Origin of the sequence: Streptomyces aurantiogriseus (assembly GCF_014649375.1) — a bacterium.
In the GTDB taxonomy this organism is placed as follows: Bacteria; Actinomycetota; Actinomycetes; order Streptomycetales; family Streptomycetaceae; genus Streptomyces; species Streptomyces aurantiogriseus.
Genome location: NZ_BMSX01000014.1, coordinates 250109 through 273818, shown reverse-complemented (window position 1 = coordinate 273818; position 23710 = coordinate 250109). Strand labels below are relative to the sequence as shown.

The following is a 23710-nucleotide window of genomic DNA, read 5'->3' as shown; positions in this document are numbered from 1 at the left end:
CCGGCTCTCGGGCACGGTGGCGCGGCGTCACGGCGGCGTGGCCTGCGACGGGCCGGCCCCGGACCTGTTCTACCGCTCGCAGTCAGGTGGGCAACAGTCCACGGGAAGGACCCCAGATGAGGAGATCGCTCGTCCTCACGGGCGCCGCGGTCACGGTGCTCGGACTGCTCGCCGGCTGTTCGTCCGGCGGGAGTGGCTCGGACTCCGGCAAGACGACCCTCAAGGTCGCCGCCCTCGAAGGCGGCTACGGCCGGGACATGTACACGCAGGTCATCAAGCAGTACGAGGCCTCGCACCCCGACATCGATGTCCAGTTGCAGATCTCGAAGAGCATCGAAGACGAGATCACGCCGAACATGAAGGCGGGACGGTACCCGGACGTCGTGGTGCTCGGCCAGGGCCGTAAGGCCGCCCTCACCGAGACCCTCATCAAGGACAAGGCCCTCGAGGACCTCACACCGGTGCTCCAGGCGAAGATCCCCGGCGAGAACAAGACCGTCGGGGACAAGCTCACCAAGGGCATCGTCGGCAACCTCAACACCAACCCCTACGGTACGGACAAGACGTACCTCATGCCGATGTACTACGCCCCGACCGGACTCTTCTACAACCAGGGCCTGTTCGAGCAGAAGGGCTGGAAGGTCCCGGGCACCTGGGACGAGATGTTCGCGCTCGGAGACACGGCCGAGAAGCAGGGCATACCGCTGTTCACCTACCCGACCGCCGGGTACCTCGACTCGTTCTTCTTCGCGCTCCTCGCCGACATCGGCGGGGAGCAGTTCTACGAAGACGTCATGACGTACAAGCAGGACGTCTGGAAGACGGCGAACGCCCGGAAGGCGCTCGACATCACCACCAAGCTGCTGGGCTACGCCGCGCCGGCCACCGTCGGATACGCCAACGAGCAGGACTTCACCAAGAACCAGCAGCTGATCCTCGACAACAAGGCGCTGTTCATGCCGAACGGAACCTGGATCGTGGGCGAGATGGCGGATGCTCCCCGCGCGAAGGGCTTCAAGTGGGGTCTGACACCGCTGCCGGCGGTCACCGCGGGCGGCAAGCGCTACATCACCACGTCGGTCGAGTCGGCCTGGGTCCCCAGCGCCGCCGAACACAAGGACGCGGCGAAGGACTTCATCGCCTACCTGTACTCCGACGAGGCGGCGAAGACCTTCGCCCAGTCGAACGCGATCCAGCCGATCGAGGGCATCGCGAGCAGCCTGTCCGGGGAGAACGCCGAGTTCTACAAGGTGTACGAGGACCCGTCGGTCGCCGCGCTCGTCGGCGGGTTCGCGAGCACCGCGCCCGTCGCGGGCGTCGACATCAAGGCCACGCTCTTCGACACGGCCAACAGCATCATCAGCGGCGACACCACCGAGGACAAGTGGCAGGCCGCGCTGAACGACGCCAGCGAGAAGCTGCGCCAGGCGGGCGACTGACGCGCCCGGCGGCGGCCCGGCCGGCCCGGACCGCCGCCGGCGCCTGTCCGACCCGGAAGGCCCGGGAGACGCTCTCCACTCACCCAGGACTGCTTCGTATGCGGACGACCCAAGGACCGGCACGGTGACGACCCTCTCCACCCCCTCTCCAGGCTCGACGAACCGCACATCCGAAACGGGCGGGAAGGCGCCGTCCGCAGGGAGTTCCCGGCGTGGCGCCCGGGCGGCCCCGGCCCGCCGGCGCGGCAACACCGGGTTCGTGCTCGCCTGTCTGCTTCCCGCGCTGGTGCTCTTCGCGGTGTTCATGGTGATCCCCACCGTGAACGTGTTCCGGACGTCCCTCTACACGTGGGGCGGGTTCTCTCCCGACAAGCGCTTCGTGGGGCTCGACAACTTCCGCCGTCTCCTCGACGACGAGCAGTTCGTGCGCGCGTTCCAGAACACGGTCGCGCTCCTGGTCGTGGTGACCGTCGTGACGATGAGCATGGGCCTGTTCCTCGCCGCGATCATGACGCGGCAACGGCTGCGCGGGCGGAACCTGTACCGGTTCGTCCTCTACATCCCGAACGTGCTCTCGGTCGTCGTGATCGCGGCGATCTTCTCCGCCGTGTACGACCAGAAGAACGGTCTGCTCAACGGCACGCTCCGGCTGCTCTCCCTCGACGGCCTGCAACAGGTCTGGCTCGGCAACCAGAGGATCGTGCTCTACTCCGTCGCGATCGCGATGGTCTGGCAGTCGCTGGGCTACTACATGGTCCTCTACATGGCGGGCATGGCGAGCATCCCGGAGGAGCTCTACGAGGCGAGCGCGCTCGACGGGGCCTCCGCCACCCGGCAGTTCTTCGCCATCACGCTGCCGCTCATCTGGCAGAGCCTGCGCACCACGCTGACGTTCTTCGTCATGAGCGCCGTCAACCTCAGCTTCGTCCTGGTCCGCGCGATGACCGGCGGCGGGCCCGACGGCTCCTCCGACGTCCTGCTGAACTACATGTACAAGCAGGCGTACACGAACTCGTCGTACGGCTACGGCATGGCCATCGGTGTCGTCGTCTTCGCGTTCTCGTTCCTCGTGTCGCTCCTGGTGAGCCGGGCGACGCGGCGCGAGCCTCTCCAGTTCTGAGGACAGACACCATGACCCTGATCAGTTCGTCCCGCCCGCGCACCGACCGCCCACGCCCCACCCGGCCGGGGACGGGCCGTGCGCTCACCCACGCCCTCGTCGTCGCCCTGGCGCTCGCCATCGCGGTACCGGTCGCCTGGGTGCTGCTCGCCTCGCTCAAACAGAAGAGCGAGTTCTTCGGCAGCCCCTGGACGCTGCCTGAGGGCCTGCACCTCGAGAACTACATCGACGCGTTCGTCGACGCGCACATGGGTCAGTACTTCCTGACCTCGGTGCTCGTCACGGCGCTCGGGCTGGTGCTCGTCCTGGCGGTCTCCGTGCCGGCGGCCTACGTCATCGCCCGGTACGAGTTCCGCGGTCGCGGCCTCGTGGAACTCGCGCTCCTGGGCGGGCTCTTCGTCAACGTCAACTACATCGTCGTGCCGATCTTCCTCATGCTCGTCGACTGGGACCGCGCGCTCGTCGACGTCTTTCCCGGCGGGTTCTTCATCGACAACCCCGCGATCCTGTCACTCGTCTACGCCGCCACGTCGATCCCGTTCACCATCTATCTGCTCACCGCGTACTTCCGGTCGATACCGGTCGAGTACGAGGAGGCCGCCGCCCTGGACGGAGCGTCCCGCCTCCGGATCATGACCACGATCATGCTCCCGATGGCGCGTCCGGCGGTCACCACCGTCATCCTGTTCGACTTCCTGGCCTACTGGAACGACTTCATCATCTCGCTCACCCTGCTCCCCGGCGACAACAAGACGCTGCAGGTGGGCCTGCTCAACCTGTTCACCGCGCAGAAGGGGGCGGCCGACTACGGACGCCTCTACGCCGGCATGGTCATCGTCATCGTGCCCGTCCTCCTCGTCTACGCGCTCATCCAGCGCCGGCTCATCGAGGGCATGGCATCCGGCGGAGTGAAGGGCTGACCGACCCTTCGCGGCATCAGCAGTCAGTCATTGGAAGGAAAACCGTTCATGCCCGTCATGAAGGAATCGACACGTACGGCGCTGCTCGTCACCGCCCGCATGCTCGTCGCGGCGGCCTGCCTCACGCTCGTCGTCCTCGCGCGCACGACGGTCGGGTGGGAAAACCTCCTGGTCATGCTCGCCGCGCTGGCCGGGCTGCTGGCCCTGCTCGCCTCGTACAACCGGCGGTTCCGGTGACCACGGCCGAGGCACACGGACGGGCGCTGGCCGCGGTCCGGCCGAGTGAGCGCCAACTCTCCTGGCAGGCCATGGAGTTCTACGGCTTCGTCCACTTCGGCATGAACACGATGACGGACCGGGAGTGGGGCGAGGGACACGACGACCCGGCCGCCTTCGACCCGGCCGGGCTCGACGCCGACCAGTGGGTCACGGCACTCAAGAGCGCCGGGACGACCGGCGTGATCCTCACCTGCAAGCACCACGACGGCTTCTGTCTGTGGCCGAGCGACGTCACGACCCACTCGGTCGCCTCGTCGCCGTGGCGAGGCGGCAAGGGCGACGTGGTCGCGGAGGTCGCCGACGCGGCCCGCCGGCACGGCCTGCGGTTCGGGATCTACCTCTCCCCCTGGGACCGCACCGAGGCGTCCTACGGCTCCGGGACCGCGTACGACGACTTCTACGTCGCCCAGCTCACCGAACTGCTCACCCGGTACGGGCCGGTGTTCTCGGTCTGGCTGGACGGCGCGAACGGCGAGGGCCCGAACGGCAAGGTCCAGGTCTACGACTGGGACCGTTACTACGCGGTGGTCCGGGAGTTGCAGCCGGACGCGGTCATCAGCGTGTGCGGGCCCGACGTCCGCTGGTGCGGCAACGAGGCCGGGGACACCCGCCCCGACGAGTGGAGCGTGGTCCCGCGCGCCCTGCAGGACGCCGAGCGGACCGCGGACCGCTCGCAGAAGGCGGACGACGGCGCGTTCGCCCGGCTCGTGCGCAGCGACGACCGCGACCTCGGCAGCCGCGTCGCGCTCGCCGGGCACGAGGACGACCTGGTCTGGTACCCGGCCGAGGTCAACACCTCGATCCGTCCCGGGTGGTTCCACCATCCGGCCGAGGACGCCGCGATCCGCTCCGTGGACGAGCTGTTCACCGTCTACCTGCGGGCCGTCGGCGGCAACTCCTGCTTCCTGCTCAACGTCCCGCCGGCCCGGGACGGGCGTATGCGCGACATCGACGTGGCGGTCCTCGATCGGCTCGGGCGGCGCATCGAGGACTTCCGGGCGCGGCGGATCGAGGCGACCGCGACGGTCTCGTCCGGTACCCCGGGCGATATCGCGACCGCGTGGCCCGGCAGAGGGCGCACGCCGTGGCGGCCGGACGACACGGACCCCCTGCCCGCCGTGACACTCGCCTTCGCCGGGCCCCGCCCGGTCGAGGCGGTCGTTCTGGGTGAGGACATCACGCAGGGGCAGCGCATCGAGCATGTCGTCGTCCGGGGCCGCCGGGACGGCCGGTGGACGACGCTCGCCGAGGCGAACGCGGTGGGCTACCAGCGCATCCTGACGTTTCCGCCGGCCGAGGTCGACACCGTACTGGCCGAGGTGACCGAGGCCCGGGACACGCCCGTCGTCGCCCGGGTGGCCGCGATAGGGGCGGCCTCATGAAGAGCACCTTGCCCAGACAGGGCACCTCGCGCAACCAGAGCACCTCACGCAAGCCGGGCTCTTCGCACAGGCCGAGCACCTCCCGCAAGCCGGGCAGGCCAAGCGCGTCGCGCAGGCCGAGTACCTCCCGCAAGCCGGGCACCTCCCGTCGGCCCTCGCGCCGGGCCGTCGCCCTGTTCACCGGCGTGTGCATCGCCCTCGCCGCGCTGGTGGTCACCACAGTGACGATGCTCAGCCACCGCACCGGCGAGGACGAGGTCGCCTCCCTCGACGGGCACCCCGTGACCCGCGACGAGCTGCTCTTCCACATGCGGCGGCTCGCCCCGACCGTGCAGAACGAGCTGCGCAACAAGTACCACCTGCGGGGCGCCATCGACTGGAACGCGAAGGCCGGCGACAAGACCGCACTGCAGCGGCTGGAAACAGAGGCGCTCGACGAGATCTGGCGGGACAAGACCACACTCGTCCTCGCGAAGGAGCAGGGGCTCATCGACTCCGTGGCCCACACGGACTTCCTCGCCGAGATGGCCGAGGAGAACGAGTCCCGTGCCAAGGCCATCGCCGCGGGCCGGCCCGTCTACGGCGTCGCGCAGTTCTCCCCCGAGGAGTACTACACACACCGGCTCACCGAGCTCACCACGAGCCTGAAGAAGCGCCTCAGCGCAAACGCAGGCGACCCCCTCCGCGTCACCGATGCCGAAGTCCGGCGCGAGTTCGACGCCGACCGGGACTCCTGGAGCGCCAACGCGACCACGTACACGTACTCGCAGCTCGTCGTGCGGGTGCCCGACGGCGCTTCCGCGGACTACGCCGCGCGCCTGCAGCGGCGGGTGACCGCCGCCGGGCGCCTCAAGGCCGTCGCCGCCGGGGACCCCGGAGCCAAGCTCACGACCGGTACGTACGGCGGCAGCGGCTCGACCGGGCTGAACCCCCGTGACCAGGAACTCATGACGGTGCTCGGGAAACTCTCACCGGGCCAGGTCTCCGCACCCGTCACGGAGACCGGCCAGATCACCTACTACGAGCTCGACAGCAAGAAAGTCGACGAGGACAAGGCGTTCGCCGACTACTCCCAGCGGATCCGGCAGTCGCTCGTCGACGAGAAGTTCACCCAGTTCCTCCAGCGCCGGGTCGACGCCGGCGACATCGATGTCGACACCGCGGCGGTGGACGCCATCAACGCAAAGGATGTGCAGCAATGAGACCCTTCGACCCCGAGCCACCCCCCGACGACGAGGCGGCGCCGACGCCTCGTCGGCTCTCGGCACAGGCACTCCGCGCGGCTCTCAGGGCCTTGTTCACCGCCCTGGTCGCCGGGCTGCTCGTCGGATCGCTCGTTCCCGCCGCGCACGCCGCGGCGGTCCCGGACCGCGCTTCCACCCCCGCCGCCGCCAAGCCGTCCTGGCCGGGCAACACACCCAACAGGACCGGCGGCAAGGACTACTTCATCGACGCCACGCAGGGTCACGACGACGCGGCCGGCACCTCGCCGAGGACCGCGTGGCGCACCCTGGCCAAGGCGAACGCGACGACGTTCGCGCCCGGCGACCGCATCCTGCTCAAGGCCGGTGAGCAGTGGCAGGACGAGCAGCTGTGGCCGAAGGGCTCGGGCAGCGCGGGCAAACCGATCACCATCTCGGCCTACGGCGACCCGGGCGCCGGCCGGCCGTACATCGCGACGAACGGGAAGGTGCCGATCCCCTTCAACGCGGACGGCACGAAGAATCCCGCCACCGTCGGCCTGACCGGCGCCATCGTGCTGCGCAACCAGCAGTACTGGGACATCAACAACGTCGAGCTGTCCAACGACGACGACTTCGCGGCCGACATCACCCAAGGGACCTACGTCCGCGACGGAATCATGGTGTCGATCAACGCCGACCTGCTGAAGCCCGGCGACGACAGCATCATGGACCACTTCCGCATCTCGGACATACACGTCCACAACATCGACGGCCCGAGCTACTGGCAGAAGATCCACTACGGCGCCGTCGACTTCCAGGTCTTCGGCAGCAAGAGCTACAAGGAATACGGCACCGGCGGCTACTACTTCAAGGACGTCCGGATCGAGGACAACACCTTCGAGAACGTCGAACTGCACGCCATCCAGTTCGCGTTCAACTGGTTCTACGACCGGTACGCGGAAGCCGGCCAGTACGACGAGAGCGGGAAGTGGCACGAGGGCTGGGAACAGCTGTGGGTGCGCACCCGCGACCTGTACAGCCGTGACGTCTACATCGGCCACAACTACGCCGAGAGCATAGGCCAGGGCGCGATCCAGCTCGCCAACACCAAGAACATGAAGGTCGAGTACAACGAGGTCAACGGGTATCTGAAGCGCTACGACGCGGTGTCCTGCGCGCTTTACCTGTGGGCCGGCGCCGACTCGGTCATGCAGTTCAACGAGGTCTACGACGGCCCGAACAACGAGTTCGACGGCACCCCGTGGGATTTGGAGTACACGAACTTCAACGTCACGTACCAGTACAACTACTCGCACGACAACGCGGCGGGCTGGATGGCCTACATGGGCAACACCTCCAACTCGATCGCCCGCTACAACCTGAGCGTCAACGACAACGGCGTGCTCGTGAAGAACATGCTGTCGACGAACTACTCGCCGACGTATTTCACGAACAACACCTTCGTCTATGACGGCGCGGACCTCGACTACGTCCACGATGAGACGTTCCTGAGCAGGGTCTACTTCCTGAACAACATCTTCTACAACACCTCGAAGACGGCTTCGACGCCGTGGTATCGCAGAACCGGCGCGCTTCGGCAGGCCGTGTTCTCGAACAACGACTACTACGAGGCAAGCGGAACCCATTCCACCCAGGAACCGGCCGACCCGAAGGGATCTCGGGAGAATCCGAAGTTCGTGGGCGACCCGGCGAAGTACGTCACCGGGGCGGGCGTGGACAAGATCCGCAAGGCCGCGGCGCACTTCCGGCTGCGCGATGACTCCCCGCTGATCGACGCCGGCCGGTACAACCCCCACCTGGGCACGAAGGACTTCCTCGGCACGCACATCTACTACGGCAAGGCACCGGACATCGGCATGGCGGAAAGCCGGATCGGCGAGCAGATCACCGACCCCGTCGACGACGACCCCATCGAGGAGGAGGTGGACAACCGGGTCGACCTCGCGCTCGGCAAACCCGTCACCGCGAGCTCGACCCACCCCGGGGCGAACGGGACGCTCACCGCGGACAGGCTGACCGACGGCGACCTCACGACCCGCTGGGCCGCGGCCGATGACGCGACCTACCCGATCACGCTCGACATCGACTTCGGCGCGGGCACCACCTTCGACGAGGTCTATGTGGACGAGTACACCGACTCGGGCACCAACCCGCGGGTGCAGTCCTTCGAGCTGCAGCGGTGGGACGCGGGAACCGGCCAGTGGGTGACCTTCGCGAGCCGTGACACCGGCATCGGGCACGACCTCACCGTGACCGGCTTCGGCAGCGTGACGACCACCCGGCTCCGGGTGGCGCTCACCGGGCAGATCGCGACGGAGCAGTACACCCCGACACTGACCGAGGTCGCTGTCTACCGCACCGGCCAGTAGGCCGGAGCGTGCGACGACCACCGGCGGGTGGATGCCACGGCGTCCACCCGCCCTCCGGCCGCACGCGAACCGGCATCGCGGTCTCGACGAGCCTGTGAATCATCCATCCATCAACTTGTTGACTTTCGGCTCGGTGAACCGGAGCATTCTGGGGTGACACACTCCGCCCCCGGCCGTGCCGGCCCGGCCCTCCCCGCCGCTCTCGACGAGGCGGCCCACCGCTGCCTCGTCGCGGGCTTCGACGGGACGACGACCGTCCCCGACACCCTGAAGCGGCTCATCGATCGCGGACTGGGCGGGGTCATCCTGTTCACCCGCAACGTCCGCGACGCCGACCAGGTCCGCGAACTCACCGGCACACTGCGGGCGTTGCGCCAGGACCTCCTGGTCGCCATCGACAACGAGGGCGGCGGCATCGGCCACCTGGTGGCCGCGGGCGCCCCCGAGGTGCCCGGCTCCTGGGCGCTCGGCGTCGCCGACGACCCTCACCTCACCGCCGCGTGCGCGGACGCCCTGGCCGGCCACCTGCTCTCGCTCGGCATCACCGCCTCCTACGCCCCCGTCGCCGACGTCCAGAGCCGGCCCGAGAACCCGATCGTGCGCACCCGCGCCTTCGGCTCCGACCCCGAGCTGGTCTCCCGGCATCTGCGCGCCTGGATCGCGGCGACCGAGGCGCGCGGCGTGGCCTCCTGCGCCAAGCACTTCCCCGGCCACGGCGGGACCGTCACCGACAGCCACCACGAGCTCGCGGTCGACCCGAGGCCGTACGACCGGCTCGACCTCGCGCCCTTCCGGGCCGCCGTCGACGCGGGCGTGCCCCTGCTGATGAGCGCCCATGTCGTCTTCCCGGCTCTCGACCCGGACCGGCCCGCCACCCTCAGCCCGCGCATCCTCTCCGAGGTGCTGCGCGGCGAACTCGGTTTCGACGGCGTCCTGGTGAGCGACGCGCTGGAGATGAAGGCCATCGCCGACCGCTACGGCGAGGCGGCCGGCGCGCGTCTCGCCCTCGCCGCCGGAGCGGACCAGGTCATCGTCGCCGTAGCGGATCTGGAGGTCACCCTCGCCTGCCGGGACGCCGTGCTGGAGGCCCTGCGGGCGGGCGAGCTTCGGCGGGAGCGCGTGACCGAGGCCGCGGAGCGGGTACGACGGCTCGCGCTGCGGTACGCGGTGCCGTACCGGCCGGGTGACGTGGCCCCGTGGGACGAGGAGGCTGGGCTGACGGCTGCGCGGCGGGCCGTACGGAGCGGGAGGCCGTTGCCGCAGCCGGTGCCGGGCGCCCACGTCGTCGACGTCTTCCCGCGCCCGCATCCCGCCCTCAACTGGGGCGGCGAGGACCTCCTGACCGAGCTGGGTGCCTTCGACCCGACGGCCACGGGGACGGCGGTCGCCGGAGAGCCGGGGGACGCCGGGGCCGTCGTGGGGGAGGCGCTGCGGGCCGCGGAGGGGCGGCCACTGGTCGTCGCCCTGTGCGATGCCGGACTGCATCCCTGGCAGGGGCGCCTGCGGGACGCGCTGCTGACCGCACGACCGGACGCGCTGCTGGTGTCCACCGGGTTGCCGGAGCCGGGCAGCGCGGTGTGCGCGTACGGGAGGGGGCGGGTGAATCTGCGGGCGGTGGCGGAGGTCCTGACCGGGCGGACGGCCTGACGGGCCTCCGCCCCTGGGATCACCCTTCCTTGATCAGTTCCGTGATCCCCCGCGCCGCGAGGTGCGCCGTGTCCTGCGCGTGTTCCGCCAGGACCACCGCCGGGCGGGCGCCCTCCTGGCGCAGACGCATCCAGGTTTCGAAGAACGTGCCGCCCGGGCCGGAGGCCGAGCGGGTGGACGGGGTGCAGTCCAGGACCAGGGCCGTGGTGCGGGGCGGGGGAGGGGCGGCGGTGGCGCGGAGTTCGGCCACCGTGGTGGACAGGGCGTCCGCGATCGGCTTGGGGCGGCCCGTGGAGTCGAACAGGCCCAGGGTGTACTCGAGTTCCGGGAAATCGGCCAGGGAGCGGTCGACGTCGTGGGAGCACCACCAGGTGACGCCCCACAGCCGCGCGCAGCCGACCGCGTTGCGGAGGGTCGCGCGGGCGAAGCCGGGGGCGTCGGCCGCCGGGATGTGCGGCTCGGGCGCCCCGGTCTCCTGGACCCAGACCGGGCGGGCCGGGTCGGTGGCGTAGGCCGCCGCCAGCTCCGTGCCGTACTCCGCCAGGTGGTGCACCTGCGGTGAGCGCGGGCCGTAGCGGCGGGCGCAGTCGGCGGAGAACACCCAGGGGTGGACGGTGGTCAGGTCGCCCTTGCGGGCCGAGGCCTCGGGGGTGAAGGGGTGGTCGTCGCCGTACCAGGCGGCGTCGTACGCCGAGTGCGTGACCAGGCCGCCGCCCTCGCCCAGCCCCTCCCGCGCGGCGGCCAGCAGCGTGTCCAGGTAGTGGTCCACCTCGGCCACCGAGACCGGGTTGTGCTCGACCAGGTTGTTGAGCTCGTTGCCGAGCTGGAGGCCGAGGAGGTTGGGGTGACCGGACAGGGCGCGGCCCAGCGTGCGCAGCAGCACCGCCTGGGCCTCGATCGCCTCGGGGTCGGTGAACACGTTGCGGTGGTGCCAGCTGCGCGTCCACTCCGGGTAGAAGTCGAAGCTCGACAGATGGCCCTGGACGCCGTCCACGAGGACGTCCAGGCCGCACTCGGCCGCCAGCTCCACCAGGCGGACGAGCTGGTCCACGGCCGATGGGCGCACCAGAGCGCGGTTGGGCTGGAGCAGGGGCCACAGGTGGAAGACCCGGACGTGGTCCAGGCCCAGCCCGGCGATCTGCGCGAGGTCCTCGCGCGCGAGCCCGGGATCGAAGTCGTGCCACGCGTGGAACCAGCCCCGCCGTGGGGTGTAGTTGACACCGAAGCGGAGCGCGGGCGAGGGCGGGGTGTCGATGGCGTCCTCCTCGAGACGGGAGACGGACCTTGTGTGCGGCGAATGTATCAACCACCATGGACAACAATGAATAGTGATTTGAACCGGGCTTCCTCGGTTTTCGTGGTCGGCCTCGACGCCGGCGGCACGCGCACCCGTGCCGTCCTGGCGGACCTGGACGACGGTCGCGCCCGAGGCGAGGGCACCGCCGGGCCGGGCAACGCGCTCACCGTGCCCGGGCCGGAGCTCGCCGACCACCTCGCCGAGGCTCTCGCGGGGGCCGTGCCCGAACCGCTGCGCGGGCAGGTGGTCGCGGTGGCGGGCGGTTTCGCCGGCGCCGGCCACCAGGGCCAGGGCGCCGACGAGCCCGGCCGGGTGCGGGCCCACACCGCCCTGTCCGCCGCGCTCGCCCGGCTGGGCATCACCGCGGCCACGGTCGGCGTCCACAGCGACATCGAGACCACGTTCGCCGCGGCCCCCAGCCACCCCGCCGACGGTCTGGTCCTGGTGGCCGGCACCGGCGCGGTCGCGGCCCGGATCGCCGCACGGGCGCCGACCGCGACCTCCGGGGGCGACGGCTGGCTCCTCGGTGACGACGGCGGCGGTTTCTGGATCGGCCGCGCAGCCGTACGGGCGGCCCTGAGAGCGACCGACGGCCGGGGGGCGCCCACCACGCTCGCCCGCGCCGTCGGCCGGGAACTCGGGCTGCCGCCGCGGGTCCTGCCCCCCGAGGGCTACGGCGTCACTGACGCCGTTCCCTGGAGCGACGGCCGGCGCACCGCCTACCGCGCGCACGTGCTGCCCGCCGTCATGGAGCGGGCGCCGGTCCGGCTGGCCGACCACGCGCCGCTGGTCGTCCGGGCCGCCGAGGAGAAGGACGCCGTCGCCGTGGAGATCCTGCGGGAGGCCGCCCGCCATCTCGCCGAGACCGTCATGGCACTGGTGCCGCGCCCGGGTGAACCTCTGGTCGTCACGGGAGGCCTGCTCGCCCCGGACGGCCCCCTGCTGACCCCCCTGACCGAACGTCTGGCACACCTCGCGCTCACCATCACCGCGGTGTCGGACGGTTCGCCGGGCGCCGTGGCCCTGGCCCGCCTCGCCCACGGCACCGGCCGCTGACGCCACCCGCACCCACAAGGACGATGCCGTGCTCCCTCAGGACCAGTCGGTCGCGCCCGCAGCCCTCCCCCTGCGGCCGCCGTACCTCGACCCGGCCGCCCCCCTCGACACCCGCGTGGCCGACCTCCTCTCCCGTATGACCCCGCGCGAGAAGGTGGGCCAGCTCAACCAGCGGATGTACGGCTGGGACGCCTGTCGCCGCACACCGGACGGGGACTTCGAACTCACGGAAGCCCTGTACGCCGAGACCGACCGCTTCGAAGGACTCGGCGCCCTCTACGGGCTGATGCGCGCCGACGCCTGGTCCGGCGTCGACCACCCCGACGGACCCGGCGTCGAGGACAGCGCCGACCTCGCCGACCTGGTCCAGCGCCATGTCCGGGAGCGCAGCCGCCTCCGTATCCCCGCCCTGTTCGTCGAGGAGGTGCCGCACGGCCACATGGCCCTCGACAGCACCGTCCTCCCCGTCAACCTGGCCGTCGGCGCCACCTGGGACCCCGGCCTGTACGAGCGGGCCGCCGCCCACGCCGCCGCCGAACTGCGCGCCCGGGGCGGGCACGTGGCGCTCGTCTCCGCGCTGGACATCGCCCGGGACCCGCGCTGGGGCCGTACCGAGGAGTGCTTCGGCGAGGACCCGTACCTCGCGGCCCGGCTGACGGAGGCACTGGTCCGTGGCATGCAGGGTGTGGGGGAACTCTTCGCTTCCGACAAGGCCCCCGTCGTCCTCAAGCACTTCGCCGGCCAGGGCGCCACGGTCGGCGGCCGCAACTCCGCCGAGTCCGAGCTCGGCTTGCGCGAACTGCACGAGATCCACCTCCCGGCCGCCCGGGCAGGCGTGCGTGCCGGGGCCGCCGCCGTGATGGCCGCGTACAACGAGGTCGACGGCCTGCCCTGCTCCGGCAACCGTGCCCTGCTCACCGGACTGCTCCGCGACCGCTGGGGTTTTCAGGGCCTGGTCATGGCCGACGGGCTCGCCGTGGACCGGCTGGCCCGCATCACCGGCGACAAGGTGTCCGCCGGTGCCCTCGCCCTCGACGCCGGGGTCGACCTCAGCCTCTGGGACGAGGGCTTCACCCACCTGGAGGAGGCCGTCGAGCGGGGCCTGGTGAGCGAGGCCGCCCTGGACGCCGCGGTCGCCCGCGTCCTGCGTCTGAAGTTCCGCCTCGGGCTGTTCGAACGGCCTTACACGCACCGCGTGTCGGTCCCCGAGCACGCCGGGCGCGCACTGAGCACCGACCTCGCCCGCGCCTGCGTCACCCTCCTCCACGACACCGGGGGAGTGCTCCCGCTCGGGCCCTCGGTGCGGAGTGTCGCCGTGCTCGGCCCGCACGCCGCCACCACCGCCCACCAGCTCGGCGACTACACCGCCCCGCAGCGCCCCGGCAGGGGCGCGAGTGTCCTCGACGGACTGCGGCGGCTCGCCCCACCCGGCACGGACGTCCGTCATGCCCGGGGCACGGCCCTCACCGGTGACGAACGCACCGGCATCCCCGAGGCGGTCGCGGCGGCCGCCGCCTCCGACCTGGCCGTGCTGGTCCTGGGCGGCAGCAGCGCCCGCACCCCCGACACGGAGTTCGACGCCAACGGGGCCGCGCGGACGGTCGTGTCCGAGATGACCTGCGGCGAGGGCGTCGACCTCGCCGGACTGCGGCTGGGGGAGGCCCAGTACGCGCTCCTGGACGCCGTCATCGCCACCGGCACGCCCACGGTGGTCGCCCTGATCCAGGGCCGCCCGCACGCCGTCCCCGAGGCGGCGGACCGCGCGGCCGCCCTGCTCACCGCCTGGTATCCGGGCCCGTGGGGCGGCGAGGCGATCGCCGAGGTCCTGCTCGGGCTGGCGGATCCCGTCGGCCGCCTCCCCGTCTCGGTGCCGCGCTCGGCGGCTCAACTCCCCGTCCACTACAACCACAAGGACATCGAGTACGGCACCTACGTGGACGCCGATGCCGGGCCGCTCTACTCCTTCGGGCACGGGCTGTCGTACACGACCTTCGCCTACGACCCCCCGCGCCTGTCCGGGCAGTCCGTCACGGTCGACGTCACCAACACCGGGAAACGGCGCGGGCGTACGGTCGTCCAGCTCTACATCCGGCGGCTGGTCACCCCCGTCTGGCCGCGCACCCTCGAACTGCGCGGCTTCCGCTCCGTCGACCTCGCGCCGGGCGAGTGCCGCACGGTCACCCTCCCGCTCGGCGCCGGCCGACTCGCCCAGGTCGGCGCCGACCTGGAGACCGCGGTCCTGCCCGGCACCGTGGAGATCCGGATCGCCGAGTCGGCGAGGGCCGCGCTGACCGCCGTACCGGTGGTGGTCCGCCTGGACGGTGGTCAGAACTTCACGGCCCCCGCCGACACCCCCTTGTAGAACCACCGCTGCGTGATCACGAACAGCACCAGCACCGGGATGATGGAGATCACCGACCCGGCCATGACCAACCGCTGGTCGTAGCCGAACGACGAGCTCTGCAGCCGCGAAAGACCCAGTGTCAGCGTCATGTTGTGCTCCGAGCGCAGCACGATCAGCGGCCAGAGGAAGTCGTCCCAGGCGCTGATGAAGGTGTTGATGACGACCACCATGATCGCGCCCCACGCGGACGGCAGGTACAGGTACCGGAAGCGCTGCCACTCGCTCGCGCCGTCGAGCATCGCCGAGTCCTCGATCTCGCGCGGCACCGCCAGGAACGCACCACGCATCAGCAGGACGTTGATGGCACCGACGAACCCGGGCAGCCACACGCCCACCAGGTTGTCGACCAGCCCCAGGTCACGGATGCTCAGGAACAGCGACACCATGATCGCCTCGAAGGGGAACATCATGGAGGCGGCCAGCACGACCCAGACCGCCTTGCGGCCCTTCCAGCCGGGCTTGGAGAGCATGTAGCCGGCCGTGGTGGAGAAGATCAGCTGGCTGGCGAGGGACAGGACGACCACGATCATGCTGTTCCTGATGTACGTGGCCACCGGCACCTGATCGAAGATCGCCTCGTAGGCGCGCAGGGTCGGGTGCTGCGGCAGCAGGGAGGCGTTCGCCCCGAAGACGTCCTCGCTGGTGCTCTTCAGCGACGCCAGGAGCTGCCAGAGCAGCGGTCCCACGGTGATGGCCAGCACGAAGAGCAGCAGCAGGTAGCGGACGACGAGCTCCCGGGGGCGGCCGTAGTCCCGCCAGCGCGGCATCAGGCGTCGGCGGGGCAGGGGCGCGGTCGTCATGACTCGTCCTCCTTCGTCAGGCGCTGCGCCAGCAGGGTCAGCCCCAGCGTCAGCAGGAACAGCGCCACACTGACCGCCGACCCGTAACCGGCGTTGCCGGTCAGCGGGTCCAGGCCGACGTCGCGGATGTAGAAGGGCAGGGTGCGGTCGGCGCCGCCGGGGCCTCCGGTGTAGCTGCCGAGCATGAAGATCTCGGTGAACACCCGCAGCGAGCCGATGCCGGTGAGCGTGCCGACCAGCATCATGGCCTGCCGCACGCCCGGCACCGTGATGTGCCAGAAGCGCCGGATCGCCCCGGCGCCGTCCATGGCCGCCGCCTCGTGCAGCTCTCTGGGCACGTTTCCCAGGGCGGCCAGGTAGAAGATCATGTACCAGCCGAGCCCCTTCCACAGCGTCAGGCCCATCGCGCAGAACAGAATCAGCCACGAGTCGGACAGGAACGGGATGGCGTGCCTGATCAGATGGGCCTTCTGCAGCCAGGTGTTGATCAGCCCGTCGTCGGCGAGCAGCCACTGCCAGCTCAGACCCACGACCACGCTGGAGGCGAGCACCGGCGTGTAGAAGGCCGAGCGGAAGAATCCGATGCCGGGCAGTTTCTTCTCCACCAGGACGGCGAGCATCAGCGGCAGCAGCACCATCAGCGGCACCACGATCAGCGCGTACAGCACGCTGTTGCGGGTCGCCAGCCAGAAGTCGGAGTCGTCCAGCATCCGGGTGTAGTTGGACAGCCCGACGAAGTTCGCGGCGCCGCCGAGCGGCTTGGCGTCGGTGAACGACAGCAGGACGGTGTTGAGGAACGGGAACACGCCGAAGACCGCCGCGCAGACGAGGGCGGGGGCGGTCCACAGCCAGGGCAGCCACCAGCGGCGGTACAGTGCCGCGCCGTTGGCGCCGGGAGCGGGACCGGGCAGCAGCGCCCGGGCCAGCCTGCGGAGGCGGGACGGGGCCGTGCCCGGCGCGGAGGTGGGCTCCGCACCGGGCACGGACACCGGCTTCACGGTCTGCGTCGCCACGGTCAGCTGCCCTGCTTCAGCAGCTCGTCGGCCTTCTCCTGGGCGTCCTTCACGGCCTGCTCGGGGCTCTTCTTGCCCTGCATGGCCAGCTGCACCTGGCTCACGATGGCGTTCTGCACGGCCGGGGAGAGGTTGGTCTGGTAGGCGGTGGCGGTCTTGAGCTGCTCGGCGACGAGCTTGCGGGCCTCCGCGAACGGGTCGTCGCCGGTGACGTTCTGGAAGAACGGGTCGTCCAGCGAGGCCGTGGTCGTCGGGAAGATCACCACGTTCGGGTCCTTGCACCAGGCCGTCTGGTTCTCGGCGTTGGTGAGGAACTCGGCGAAGGCCAGCGCCGTGGGGGCGTTCTTGCTGGTCGCGGCGACCGAGATGTACTGCGGGGCGCCGGTGGTGTGGCCGAGCGCGTCGAAGGGCTGCTGGCCGACGCCGGTCTTGGCGTAGACGGACGGGCTGTTCTGCTTCACGAAGCGCACGAAGCTCGGGTTCGTCGAGCCGTACGCGACCTTGCCCTGGCTGTACGGCGTGGAGGGGTCGTTGCTGGAGGACAGCGAGTCCTTCGGCATGGCGCCTTCCTTGTACAGCTTCGCCATCCAGGCGACCCACTGGGTGGTGCGCGGGTCGTCGGCGAAGGTGGCGGACTTGCCGTCGGCGGAGAGCGTCCTGATGTTCATCTGGTCCCAGTCGGCCGGGATCCGCCAGACCGGGTTGGCCATCGTCGCGTAGTACTTGCCCTGGGCCGACTTGGCGATCTTCTCGTAGTCGGCGAACAGCCCGAAGATGGTCTTCGGCGGCTGCGCCGGGTCGATCCCGGCCTTCTTCAGCAGGTCGGTGTTGTACGTCAGGACGATGCCGCCGGTGTACCAGGGGAACACGGTGTGCACCGACGCGCCCGAGGAGTCCTTCATGGTGCTGGACTTCCAGAACGCCGGGACGAAGGGCTTGGCGGAGTCGGGGTCCTTGACGCCCAGGTCGAGCAGGTAGCCGGCCTTGGTGAGGGCGGTCGCGGTCTCGGAGTTGACGTTGAGCACGTCCGGGAGGGTGCAGGCCTGGGCGTCCGCGACGGTGCGCTGGGTGAAGGTGTTGTCGCCGGGGTCGTCGATCCACTTGACCGAGGCGCCGGGGTGGGCCTTCTCGAAGGCCTTGATCACTCCGTTGAAGAAGCCGCCGAAGTCCTTCTTCAGGTTGGTGGTCTGGAAGGTGATCTTGCCTTTGACCTCGCCGGAGAGCTTGCCGGATCCGACGTTGGCCTTGTCGACCTTGCAGCCGCCGGCCGTGGCCTCCCCGCTGTCGGAGCCCCCCGACAGGCCGCAGCCGGCGGCGGTCAGGGCCAGGGCGATGACGCCCGCCACGGTTCCGGTCAGTCTTCGCGCGCGCATGGTGCCTCCTGCGATCCGTCAGCTGCTGCTGGTTCAAATCACCAAGTTGGACTCCGATTGATGAAAAGGTGGACCAGAATTCATCGGAGGTCAATGGCTTGCCGTGTTGCTTTTCGGTTCCGGGTCGTTACCGGAGTGTTCAGTGCCGATGCTCGTGATCGGGGTGGGACGGGTCGCCCGGGTGCTCGTGCCCCGGCGCGTACTCCACTGCGGCCCGGGCGCGGTCCAGCCAGTCGAAGAACGCCTGCCGGGCCACCGCCCGCCGCAGCTCCCACGCGATCTCGTCGCGTACCTCGGCGTACGGCAGGACGTCGGCGGGCCCCAGGTCGCCGTAGGGGTCGGCACCGAGCCGCAGTGCCTCCCGGGTGAGGAACCGGTCGCGGTTGCGGTCGTAGTAGTCCCGCACGGCCCGCTCCGGGACCGTCTGTTCGGCCTCCAGTGCGGCCAGCAGGGCGCGCGCGGCCGGGGAGTGGGCGAGCGCCACGGCGACGATGCTGCCGAGGTCGGCGACATCGGTCGCGGACACCGCGAGAACCCGCGCCGGGGTCACCTCGGCCGGCGGCGTCAGCCCACGCTCCGCGCAGGCCCGACGGGCGAGTTCGTCGGTGACCACGACCTGCGTGGCCCACCGTCTGCGCTGCCGCTCGGCACGCGCCAGGGCCTCCGGGCCGGTCTCCCGGTCCCGCGCCGGGACGGCTGCCAGCAGGGCGTCCACCCGCTCCACGGGGACGGCCTCGTCTCCCACCAGGGCCGCGGGCCGCCTCGCCGCGCCGTCTCCCGCCCCCGCCGCGTGCCGTCTCACGGCATCGTCTCCCACCGCCGTGGGGTGCCCGCTCATGCCGTCACCTCCAGCACGACCGCCTCCGTGTAGGCCACGCAGCCGTGCCAGCCTGCCTTCGCCATCAGCCAGTACGACCCCGGCGGCACCGCCGAGCCGTCCACGTCGACCAGGCATCGCGCGCTCTCCCCGGCGGCCACGGTGAACCCCTGGCAGCCCGGCCCGACGCCGGCCCAGGTGCCCCAGGACGACACCGCCCACAGCGTCCCGCTCACCGGCCCCCGGGTGGTGTTGCGCACGCTCACCGGCACGCGCACCCGCTCACCCCGGCGCACCTCGACCCGGTCCACGCCCAGTTCCAGCACCAGACTCGGCCCGGTCCGCCCGTCCGGTCCGCCCTCCGTGGCCTCGCCCGGCACGTCCAGGGCGACCACGTCCTCGAACGTCTGCCCGCCGTACACCAGCCGCGCAGCGAGCCGGTACCGGCCGGGCACGGGGCCCGGCGGGGGCGTGACGGTGATCTCGGCGAGCGTGAAGCCTCCCGGGCCGAGCGCGTACGGCAGTTCGGCGGGCTCGGCGGTCCAGCCGGGCGGCACCTCCAGGGCCACCGCACCCGACACCGACGCGTCGGTCAGCTCGGAGGAGACACGGACCGTCGCGGTGACCGGGCCGTCGGCGGTGAGCGGGGTCGGCGAGAGGTGGACGGCCACGGGCATGTTCCCTCGGGGCGCCGGGCCGGAGTTGTGCAACCAGTAGCGGGTGTGCACCGGCTGCGCGGGCTCGTGCGCGGCGACTCCGGGACCCTCGGCCGGGTGACCGGCCGGCGGCGCGGCGACGCGGAGCCCTTCGGCCGGGTCGCTGTCCAGTGGCGCGGCGGTGGCGGGCCCTTCGGCCGGGTCGCTGTCAGGTGGCGCGGCGACGCGGAGCCCTTCGGCCGGGTGGCTGTCCAGTGGCGCGGCGGCACCAGGTCCCCCGGCCCGCCGGCCGTCCCGCGGCAGAGCCAGCACGGTGGCCACTTCGAAGCCCGTCAGGTCCAGCTCCAAAGCGCCCTCCGTGCCGGGCTCCAGAGGCTCCCCGGGCCGTTCCAGCACGTCCGCCCGGGTGCCTTCCGCCCATGCCGAGGGGCCCGTCAGTCGCGCCCGCACCGGCCTGCCGTCCACCTCGTGTGCCCGTACGACGACCCCGCGCGCGGGATCCACCGGCGCGGTACCGCCCCGGGCCAGCGGGGAGCCGGCCGGCTTCAGGGCGTCCAGCAGCACCCGGCCCTCGGGTTCCAGCTTCAGCAGGGTCGCGGTCCTCGGCAGGTCGGCCGGTGTCCCGGCGGGCTCCCGCAGCCGTGCGGTGAGCGGATGATCGGGCTGCCGCAGCCGTGCCGTGAGCGGATGGTTGAAGGCGTGGCCGGCGCGCGGCCGACCCAGCTCGCGCCAGTCGCCCTGGCCGGCGACGATCGCGTACTCGAAGGTGTGCGACCAGCGCTGCAGCTGGAAGCCGGAGCCGTCCGGAGCGGTGCGCCGGGGCGGATCGACCCAGATACCGGAGGGCCAGCCGGTGCAGGAGCGCATGAGGGACATGCAGAGGTCGCCGGACGAGGTGACCACACAGCCCGGCGTGCCCCGGTTGAGGATGGCGAAGCTCCGGCCGTCCCAGGCGTCGCCCGGCGGTAGCGCCTCGCCGCCGCCGGCCGCCGTGGCCCGTACGGTCGCGTCCTCCAGGTCGGCGACCAGCGCGTCGACGGCTTTCGCGTCGTCCTCGGGGCGGGCGCCCGCCACCACGAGCAGCGGCAGCCGTTCCAGGTCGCGCAGGTCGGCGCCGGGCACCCACTCCTCGCGCAGCGAGGCACGGGGCGCCACCCACACGGCGGCCAGGCCGTCCTCGGCCAGTTGGCGGCGCAGCTCGCGGGCGGCCGCCGGGTCCCAGCCGAGGGCCTCGGCGACCACGGAGTTGCGGTCCGGGCCGCCGACGGCGATCCGGATGTCGGGCAGGTTGGAGTCGACCTCCAGGTCGCCGTACCGCGGCCCGCCCGCGATCGTCGAGGTGGCCGTGACGCCCGTCCGCACCAGGGCCGCCGCGAGCGGGGTGCCCAGCTCACCGGCGGTGTCCCAGTCGGTGAACACCAGCTCGGCGACGCCGATCGACCGGTGCCCGAGCAGCGCGCCGGTGTCGTCGTGGACGGCGACGCGGGCCGTGGAGTCCAGCCCGAACCAGGTGTTGGCCGGATTGTCCAGCGTCCACGGGAACCGTTCGCTGTCCACCTCCACGAACCCGAAGCCGCGCCCGATCACCGCGTCCGCGACCTCGTGCACCGGCAGCCCGCCGCGCACGTCCGAGGGCCAGCGCACCCGGATCAGCCGGTCGGCGCCGTCGTAGCCGTCGACGGTCGTCGTCACGTCCAGCCGGTCGACGCCCGTCCAGAGGATGAGCCGCTGGGTGTACCGGAACAGGCCCAGGTCGGCGCGGACGGTGATGCGGGAGCCGGCCGGCGCGTGCTCGACATCGATGTCAGCCGTCACGTCACGGCTCCTGGCGGCGGTGGTCCCGGTCGGCGTGAGGTGCCAGGGGCCCTCGCCGAAGCGGGGGTGTCTCGGGTACTCCTCCTGCACCACCAGCTCGTTGCCGATGTCTCCGGGGCGCAGCAGTTCCCGGCCGCCCTCGGCGAGTGCGCGCAGGCTGCTGACACCGCCGCCGCGTGCGGGGTCGACCGTCACCTCGTAGAACTCGTTGCGGATCGTGGTCCCCTCGGCCGCCGTCCAGCCGGGCACGCTGCCCTCCGCGAGGGAGAGCGCCTTGAGGCCCGCACCGGGCACGTCCGGGACGACGACCCGCAGTTCGCCGTCCTCGCGCACCGCGGGCAGCGGCAGACCGGTGAGGTCCAGCGGGACCAGGCCCGGGTCGGCGACGGTCAGCACGTCCCGGCGCTGCCAGGTCGCGGAGTTGAAGACGACGAGGTCGGGCGCGTCGCCGGGCAGCGGGACCACCCTGCGCGCCAGCGCGTCGGTCGCGTCGGCGTGCACGGTCCGGGCGAGGTCGTACAACTCCCGCCAGCCGGTGAGCAGGTCGATGTACACCTGGTCCGACTCCGAGCCGGTGATGGCGTCGTGGTGGGCGCCGTAGACCAGCTGCCGCCAGGCCTTGTCGAGGGCCGCGTCCGGGTAGGGGTGCCCGGCGACGAGGGAGGCGAGGGTCGCCCAGGCCTCGGCGTCGGCGAGCAGCGTCTCGCCGTACCGCTGGGCCTGCTTGGTGTCGATGTAGGAGACGTCCTTGCCGGTGTAGACCGGGTTCATGTCCCGGGTCTGCGGGCTCGCCCTGCGGCCCTCGGCCGCCAGCTCGGCCCGGACGGCGGCGAAGAAGTCCCTGGGGATGCCACTGACGAACCGGGGCCAGACGTAACGGGCGTTCCAGTCACGGTGGATGGCCATCACCCAGCGGCACGGCGGGGCGTAGTCGCCGCCGACGGGCAGCAGCACGTTGCGGGTGAGTGCGACCTTCTTCAGCCCCTGGAAGAGCTTGAGCGCCGCCGCCTCCGCCTCGGGGAGCGTGGGTGCGTTGTCGATGGCCCAGCCGGCGCCGTAGTGGTTGACCATGTAGGCGGTCAGCAGTCCGCGTCCGGAGGGGGCGATCCACTCGAACTCGGCCGGGAACTGCATCCGCTGGGGGTCGCGGGGCTCCTCGCCGAACACCGACAGCGTCGGCCCCCACTGGTGGAACGGCCCGCGCGCCCACGAACTGGAGGAGATCCCCGCGTCCGCCATCAGTCCCGGGAACTGCGGATCGTGCCCGAACGCGTCCAGCTGCCAGGCGGTCTGCGGCGCGGCCCCGATGATCCCGCGCTGGAAGCCGTCGCCGTACAGCGCGTTGCGTACGGTCGCCTCGGCGCCGGTGAGGTTGGTGTTGGGCTCGTTGTAGGTGCCGCCCATGATCTCGACCCGGCCGGTGCGGATCAGCTGCCGCAGGAAGGCCCGCTCCTCGGGGAAGGCGTCCCAGTAGGGCTTGAGGTAGTCGACCTCGGCGAGCACGAAGGTGTACGCCGGGTCGCGCCGGGCCAGGTCGCAGTGGGCCCGGACCAGGCTCATGCCGCTCTGGCCGCGCGAGTCGAAGGTGCGGGCGGGCAGTCCGGTGACGGCCGGGGCGTCGGCGACGTCCCAGGTCTCGGTGTAGGCGGCCTGGGTGTTCCACCAGACGGGGTCGTAGTGGAAGTGGCTGACCATGAACATGGTCCAGCCGGGTTCGGCGACGGTGAACTCGGCTGCGTGCCGGACCGGTCGGCGCGCGCCCGCGTCCTCGGCGGTGACGGTGACCGGGCGGCGGTCGCCGGGAGCGAGGCCGTCGGCGGCCACCGGTATCTCGGCGTGGGCGGTGCCGTCCTCGTCGACGGTCACGACGGTCTTCCCGACGCTGCGGACACCCGGGCCCGCCACGCTCAGACGGACCGGCCGGCCGGGGGCGTGCTCGACGTCGACGGCGACCACCTGGTGCGGCTGGTCCTCCGTGCCGGTGAAGAGCTCGGTCGACTCGACAGAGATGACGCGCATGGGGCTCCTACGAGGGCTCGGCGGGGCCCCATCCTGGCAGCGCAGGATGATTCAATCAACCACTTCTTGTCGCCTTGGTTGGTTCATCCATGCGGCCCG

General features: G+C 71.4%; 16 protein-coding genes. 10 read left to right on the top strand and 6 right to left on the bottom strand.

Annotation, left to right across the window (positions count from 1 at the left end; all coding sequences use genetic code 11):
• The first annotated feature begins 116 nt into the window (after window positions 1-116).
• The 8 genes from IE263_RS28355 (at window position 117) to IE263_RS28320 (ending at window position 10361) form a co-directional block, all read left to right on the top strand.
• Window positions 117-1439 (top strand): carbohydrate ABC transporter substrate-binding protein, encoded by a 1323-nt coding sequence (locus IE263_RS28355; protein ID WP_189940648.1) that lies wholly within the window; start codon window positions 117-119, stop codon window positions 1437-1439.
• A 124-nt stretch (window positions 1440-1563) separates the two neighbouring features.
• Window positions 1564-2559 carry a carbohydrate ABC transporter permease gene (locus IE263_RS28350; protein ID WP_229911204.1) on the top strand — a complete coding sequence of 332 codons (996 nt, stop codon included), beginning with the start codon at window positions 1564-1566 and terminating at the stop codon, window positions 2557-2559.
• Between the two features lie 11 nt (window positions 2560-2570).
• Window positions 2571-3479, top strand: a complete 909-nt coding sequence (locus IE263_RS28345; protein ID WP_229911203.1) for a carbohydrate ABC transporter permease — start codon at window positions 2571-2573, stop codon at window positions 3477-3479.
• 48 nt (window positions 3480-3527) lie between these two features.
• Window positions 3528-3716 carry a DUF6903 family protein gene (locus tag IE263_RS28340; protein WP_189940647.1) on the top strand — a complete coding sequence of 63 codons (189 nt, stop codon included), beginning with the start codon at window positions 3528-3530 and terminating at the stop codon, window positions 3714-3716.
• Window positions 3713-5140: an alpha-L-fucosidase gene (locus tag IE263_RS28335; RefSeq protein WP_229911202.1), complete on the top strand. Its 1428-nt coding sequence runs from the start codon at window positions 3713-3715 to the stop codon at window positions 5138-5140. The genes IE263_RS28340 and IE263_RS28335 overlap by 4 nt, the downstream gene beginning before the upstream one ends.
• Complete coding sequence (locus IE263_RS28330) at window positions 5137-6342, top strand: peptidyl-prolyl cis-trans isomerase (RefSeq protein ID WP_189940646.1); 1206 nt, start codon at window positions 5137-5139, stop codon at window positions 6340-6342. Before IE263_RS28335 ends, IE263_RS28330 begins: the two co-directional genes overlap by 4 nt.
• Window positions 6339-8714, top strand: a complete 2376-nt coding sequence (locus IE263_RS28325) for a discoidin domain-containing protein (RefSeq protein ID WP_189940645.1) — start codon at window positions 6339-6341, stop codon at window positions 8712-8714. The genes IE263_RS28330 and IE263_RS28325 overlap by 4 nt, the downstream gene beginning before the upstream one ends.
• A gap of 153 nt (window positions 8715-8867) precedes the next feature.
• A complete protein-coding gene (locus tag IE263_RS28320) occupies window positions 8868-10361 on the top strand; it encodes a glycoside hydrolase family 3 N-terminal domain-containing protein (RefSeq protein ID WP_189940644.1) in 1494 nt (497 codons plus the stop codon).
• Between the two features lie 19 nt (window positions 10362-10380).
• Here IE263_RS28320 and IE263_RS28315 read toward each other — a convergent pair whose 3' ends face one another.
• Window positions 10381-11664, bottom strand: a complete 1284-nt coding sequence (locus tag IE263_RS28315; protein ID WP_373312098.1) for a glycoside hydrolase 5 family protein — start codon at window positions 11662-11664, stop codon at window positions 10381-10383.
• 30 nt (window positions 11665-11694) lie between these two features.
• On the opposite strand from IE263_RS28315, the gene IE263_RS28310 reads away from it, so the two are divergent.
• Both IE263_RS28310 and IE263_RS28305 read left to right on the top strand, forming a co-directional pair.
• Window positions 11695-12714, top strand: a complete 1020-nt coding sequence (locus IE263_RS28310; RefSeq protein WP_308430764.1) for a BadF/BadG/BcrA/BcrD ATPase family protein — start codon at window positions 11695-11697, stop codon at window positions 12712-12714.
• Window positions 12715-12850: 136 nt separating this feature from the next.
• Window positions 12851-15076, top strand: coding sequence for a glycoside hydrolase family 3 N-terminal domain-containing protein (locus IE263_RS28305; protein WP_229911205.1), 2226 nt, complete (start codon window positions 12851-12853; stop codon window positions 15074-15076).
• Here IE263_RS28305 and IE263_RS28300 read toward each other — a convergent pair.
• From IE263_RS28300 to IE263_RS28280, 5 genes are all read right to left on the bottom strand, one after another.
• Window positions 15040-15918 carry a carbohydrate ABC transporter permease gene (locus tag IE263_RS28300; protein ID WP_189940641.1) on the bottom strand — a complete coding sequence of 293 codons (879 nt, stop codon included), beginning with the start codon at window positions 15916-15918 and terminating at the stop codon, window positions 15040-15042. The genes IE263_RS28305 and IE263_RS28300 overlap by 37 nt on opposite strands.
• A complete protein-coding gene (locus IE263_RS28295; RefSeq protein ID WP_373312096.1) occupies window positions 15915-16937 on the bottom strand; it encodes a carbohydrate ABC transporter permease in 1023 nt (340 codons plus the stop codon). Before IE263_RS28295 ends, IE263_RS28300 begins: the two co-directional genes overlap by 4 nt.
• Window positions 16934-18304 carry an extracellular solute-binding protein gene (locus tag IE263_RS28290; protein ID WP_189940639.1) on the bottom strand — a complete coding sequence of 457 codons (1371 nt, stop codon included), beginning with the start codon at window positions 18302-18304 and terminating at the stop codon, window positions 16934-16936. The genes IE263_RS28295 and IE263_RS28290 overlap by 4 nt, the downstream gene beginning before the upstream one ends.
• Window positions 18305-18443: 139 nt before the next feature.
• Window positions 18444-19142 carry a peptidyl-prolyl cis-trans isomerase gene (locus IE263_RS28285; protein ID WP_229911201.1) on the bottom strand — a complete coding sequence of 233 codons (699 nt, stop codon included), beginning with the start codon at window positions 19140-19142 and terminating at the stop codon, window positions 18444-18446.
• Window positions 19139-23611: a glycoside hydrolase family 38 N-terminal domain-containing protein gene (locus IE263_RS28280; RefSeq protein WP_189940638.1), complete on the bottom strand. Its 4473-nt coding sequence runs from the start codon at window positions 23609-23611 to the stop codon at window positions 19139-19141. The genes IE263_RS28285 and IE263_RS28280 overlap by 4 nt, the downstream gene beginning before the upstream one ends.
• Between the last annotated feature and the right edge of the window lie 99 nt (window positions 23612-23710).

Coding starts and splice junctions, on each gene's coding strand:
- IE263_RS28300 (WP_189940641.1), bottom strand. CDS start 15,918: ATGACGACCGCGCCCCTGCCCCGCCGACGCCTGATGCCGCGCTGGCGG.
- IE263_RS28290 (WP_189940639.1), bottom strand. CDS start 18,304: ATGCGCGCGCGAAGACTGACCGGAACCGTGGCGGGCGTCATCGCCCTG.
- IE263_RS28325 (WP_189940645.1), top strand. CDS start 6,339: ATGAGACCCTTCGACCCCGAGCCACCCCCCGACGACGAGGCGGCGCCG.
- IE263_RS28305 (WP_229911205.1), top strand. CDS start 12,851: ATGACCCCGCGCGAGAAGGTGGGCCAGCTCAACCAGCGGATGTACGGC.
- IE263_RS28330 (WP_189940646.1), top strand. CDS start 5,137: ATGAAGAGCACCTTGCCCAGACAGGGCACCTCGCGCAACCAGAGCACC.
- IE263_RS28340 (WP_189940647.1), top strand. CDS start 3,528: ATGCCCGTCATGAAGGAATCGACACGTACGGCGCTGCTCGTCACCGCC.
- IE263_RS28345 (WP_229911203.1), top strand. CDS start 2,571: ATGACCCTGATCAGTTCGTCCCGCCCGCGCACCGACCGCCCACGCCCC.
- IE263_RS28280 (WP_189940638.1), bottom strand. CDS start 23,611: ATGCGCGTCATCTCTGTCGAGTCGACCGAGCTCTTCACCGGCACGGAG.
- IE263_RS28285 (WP_229911201.1), bottom strand. CDS start 19,142: ATGAGCGGGCACCCCACGGCGGTGGGAGACGATGCCGTGAGACGGCAC.
- IE263_RS28355 (WP_189940648.1), top strand. CDS start 117: ATGAGGAGATCGCTCGTCCTCACGGGCGCCGCGGTCACGGTGCTCGGA.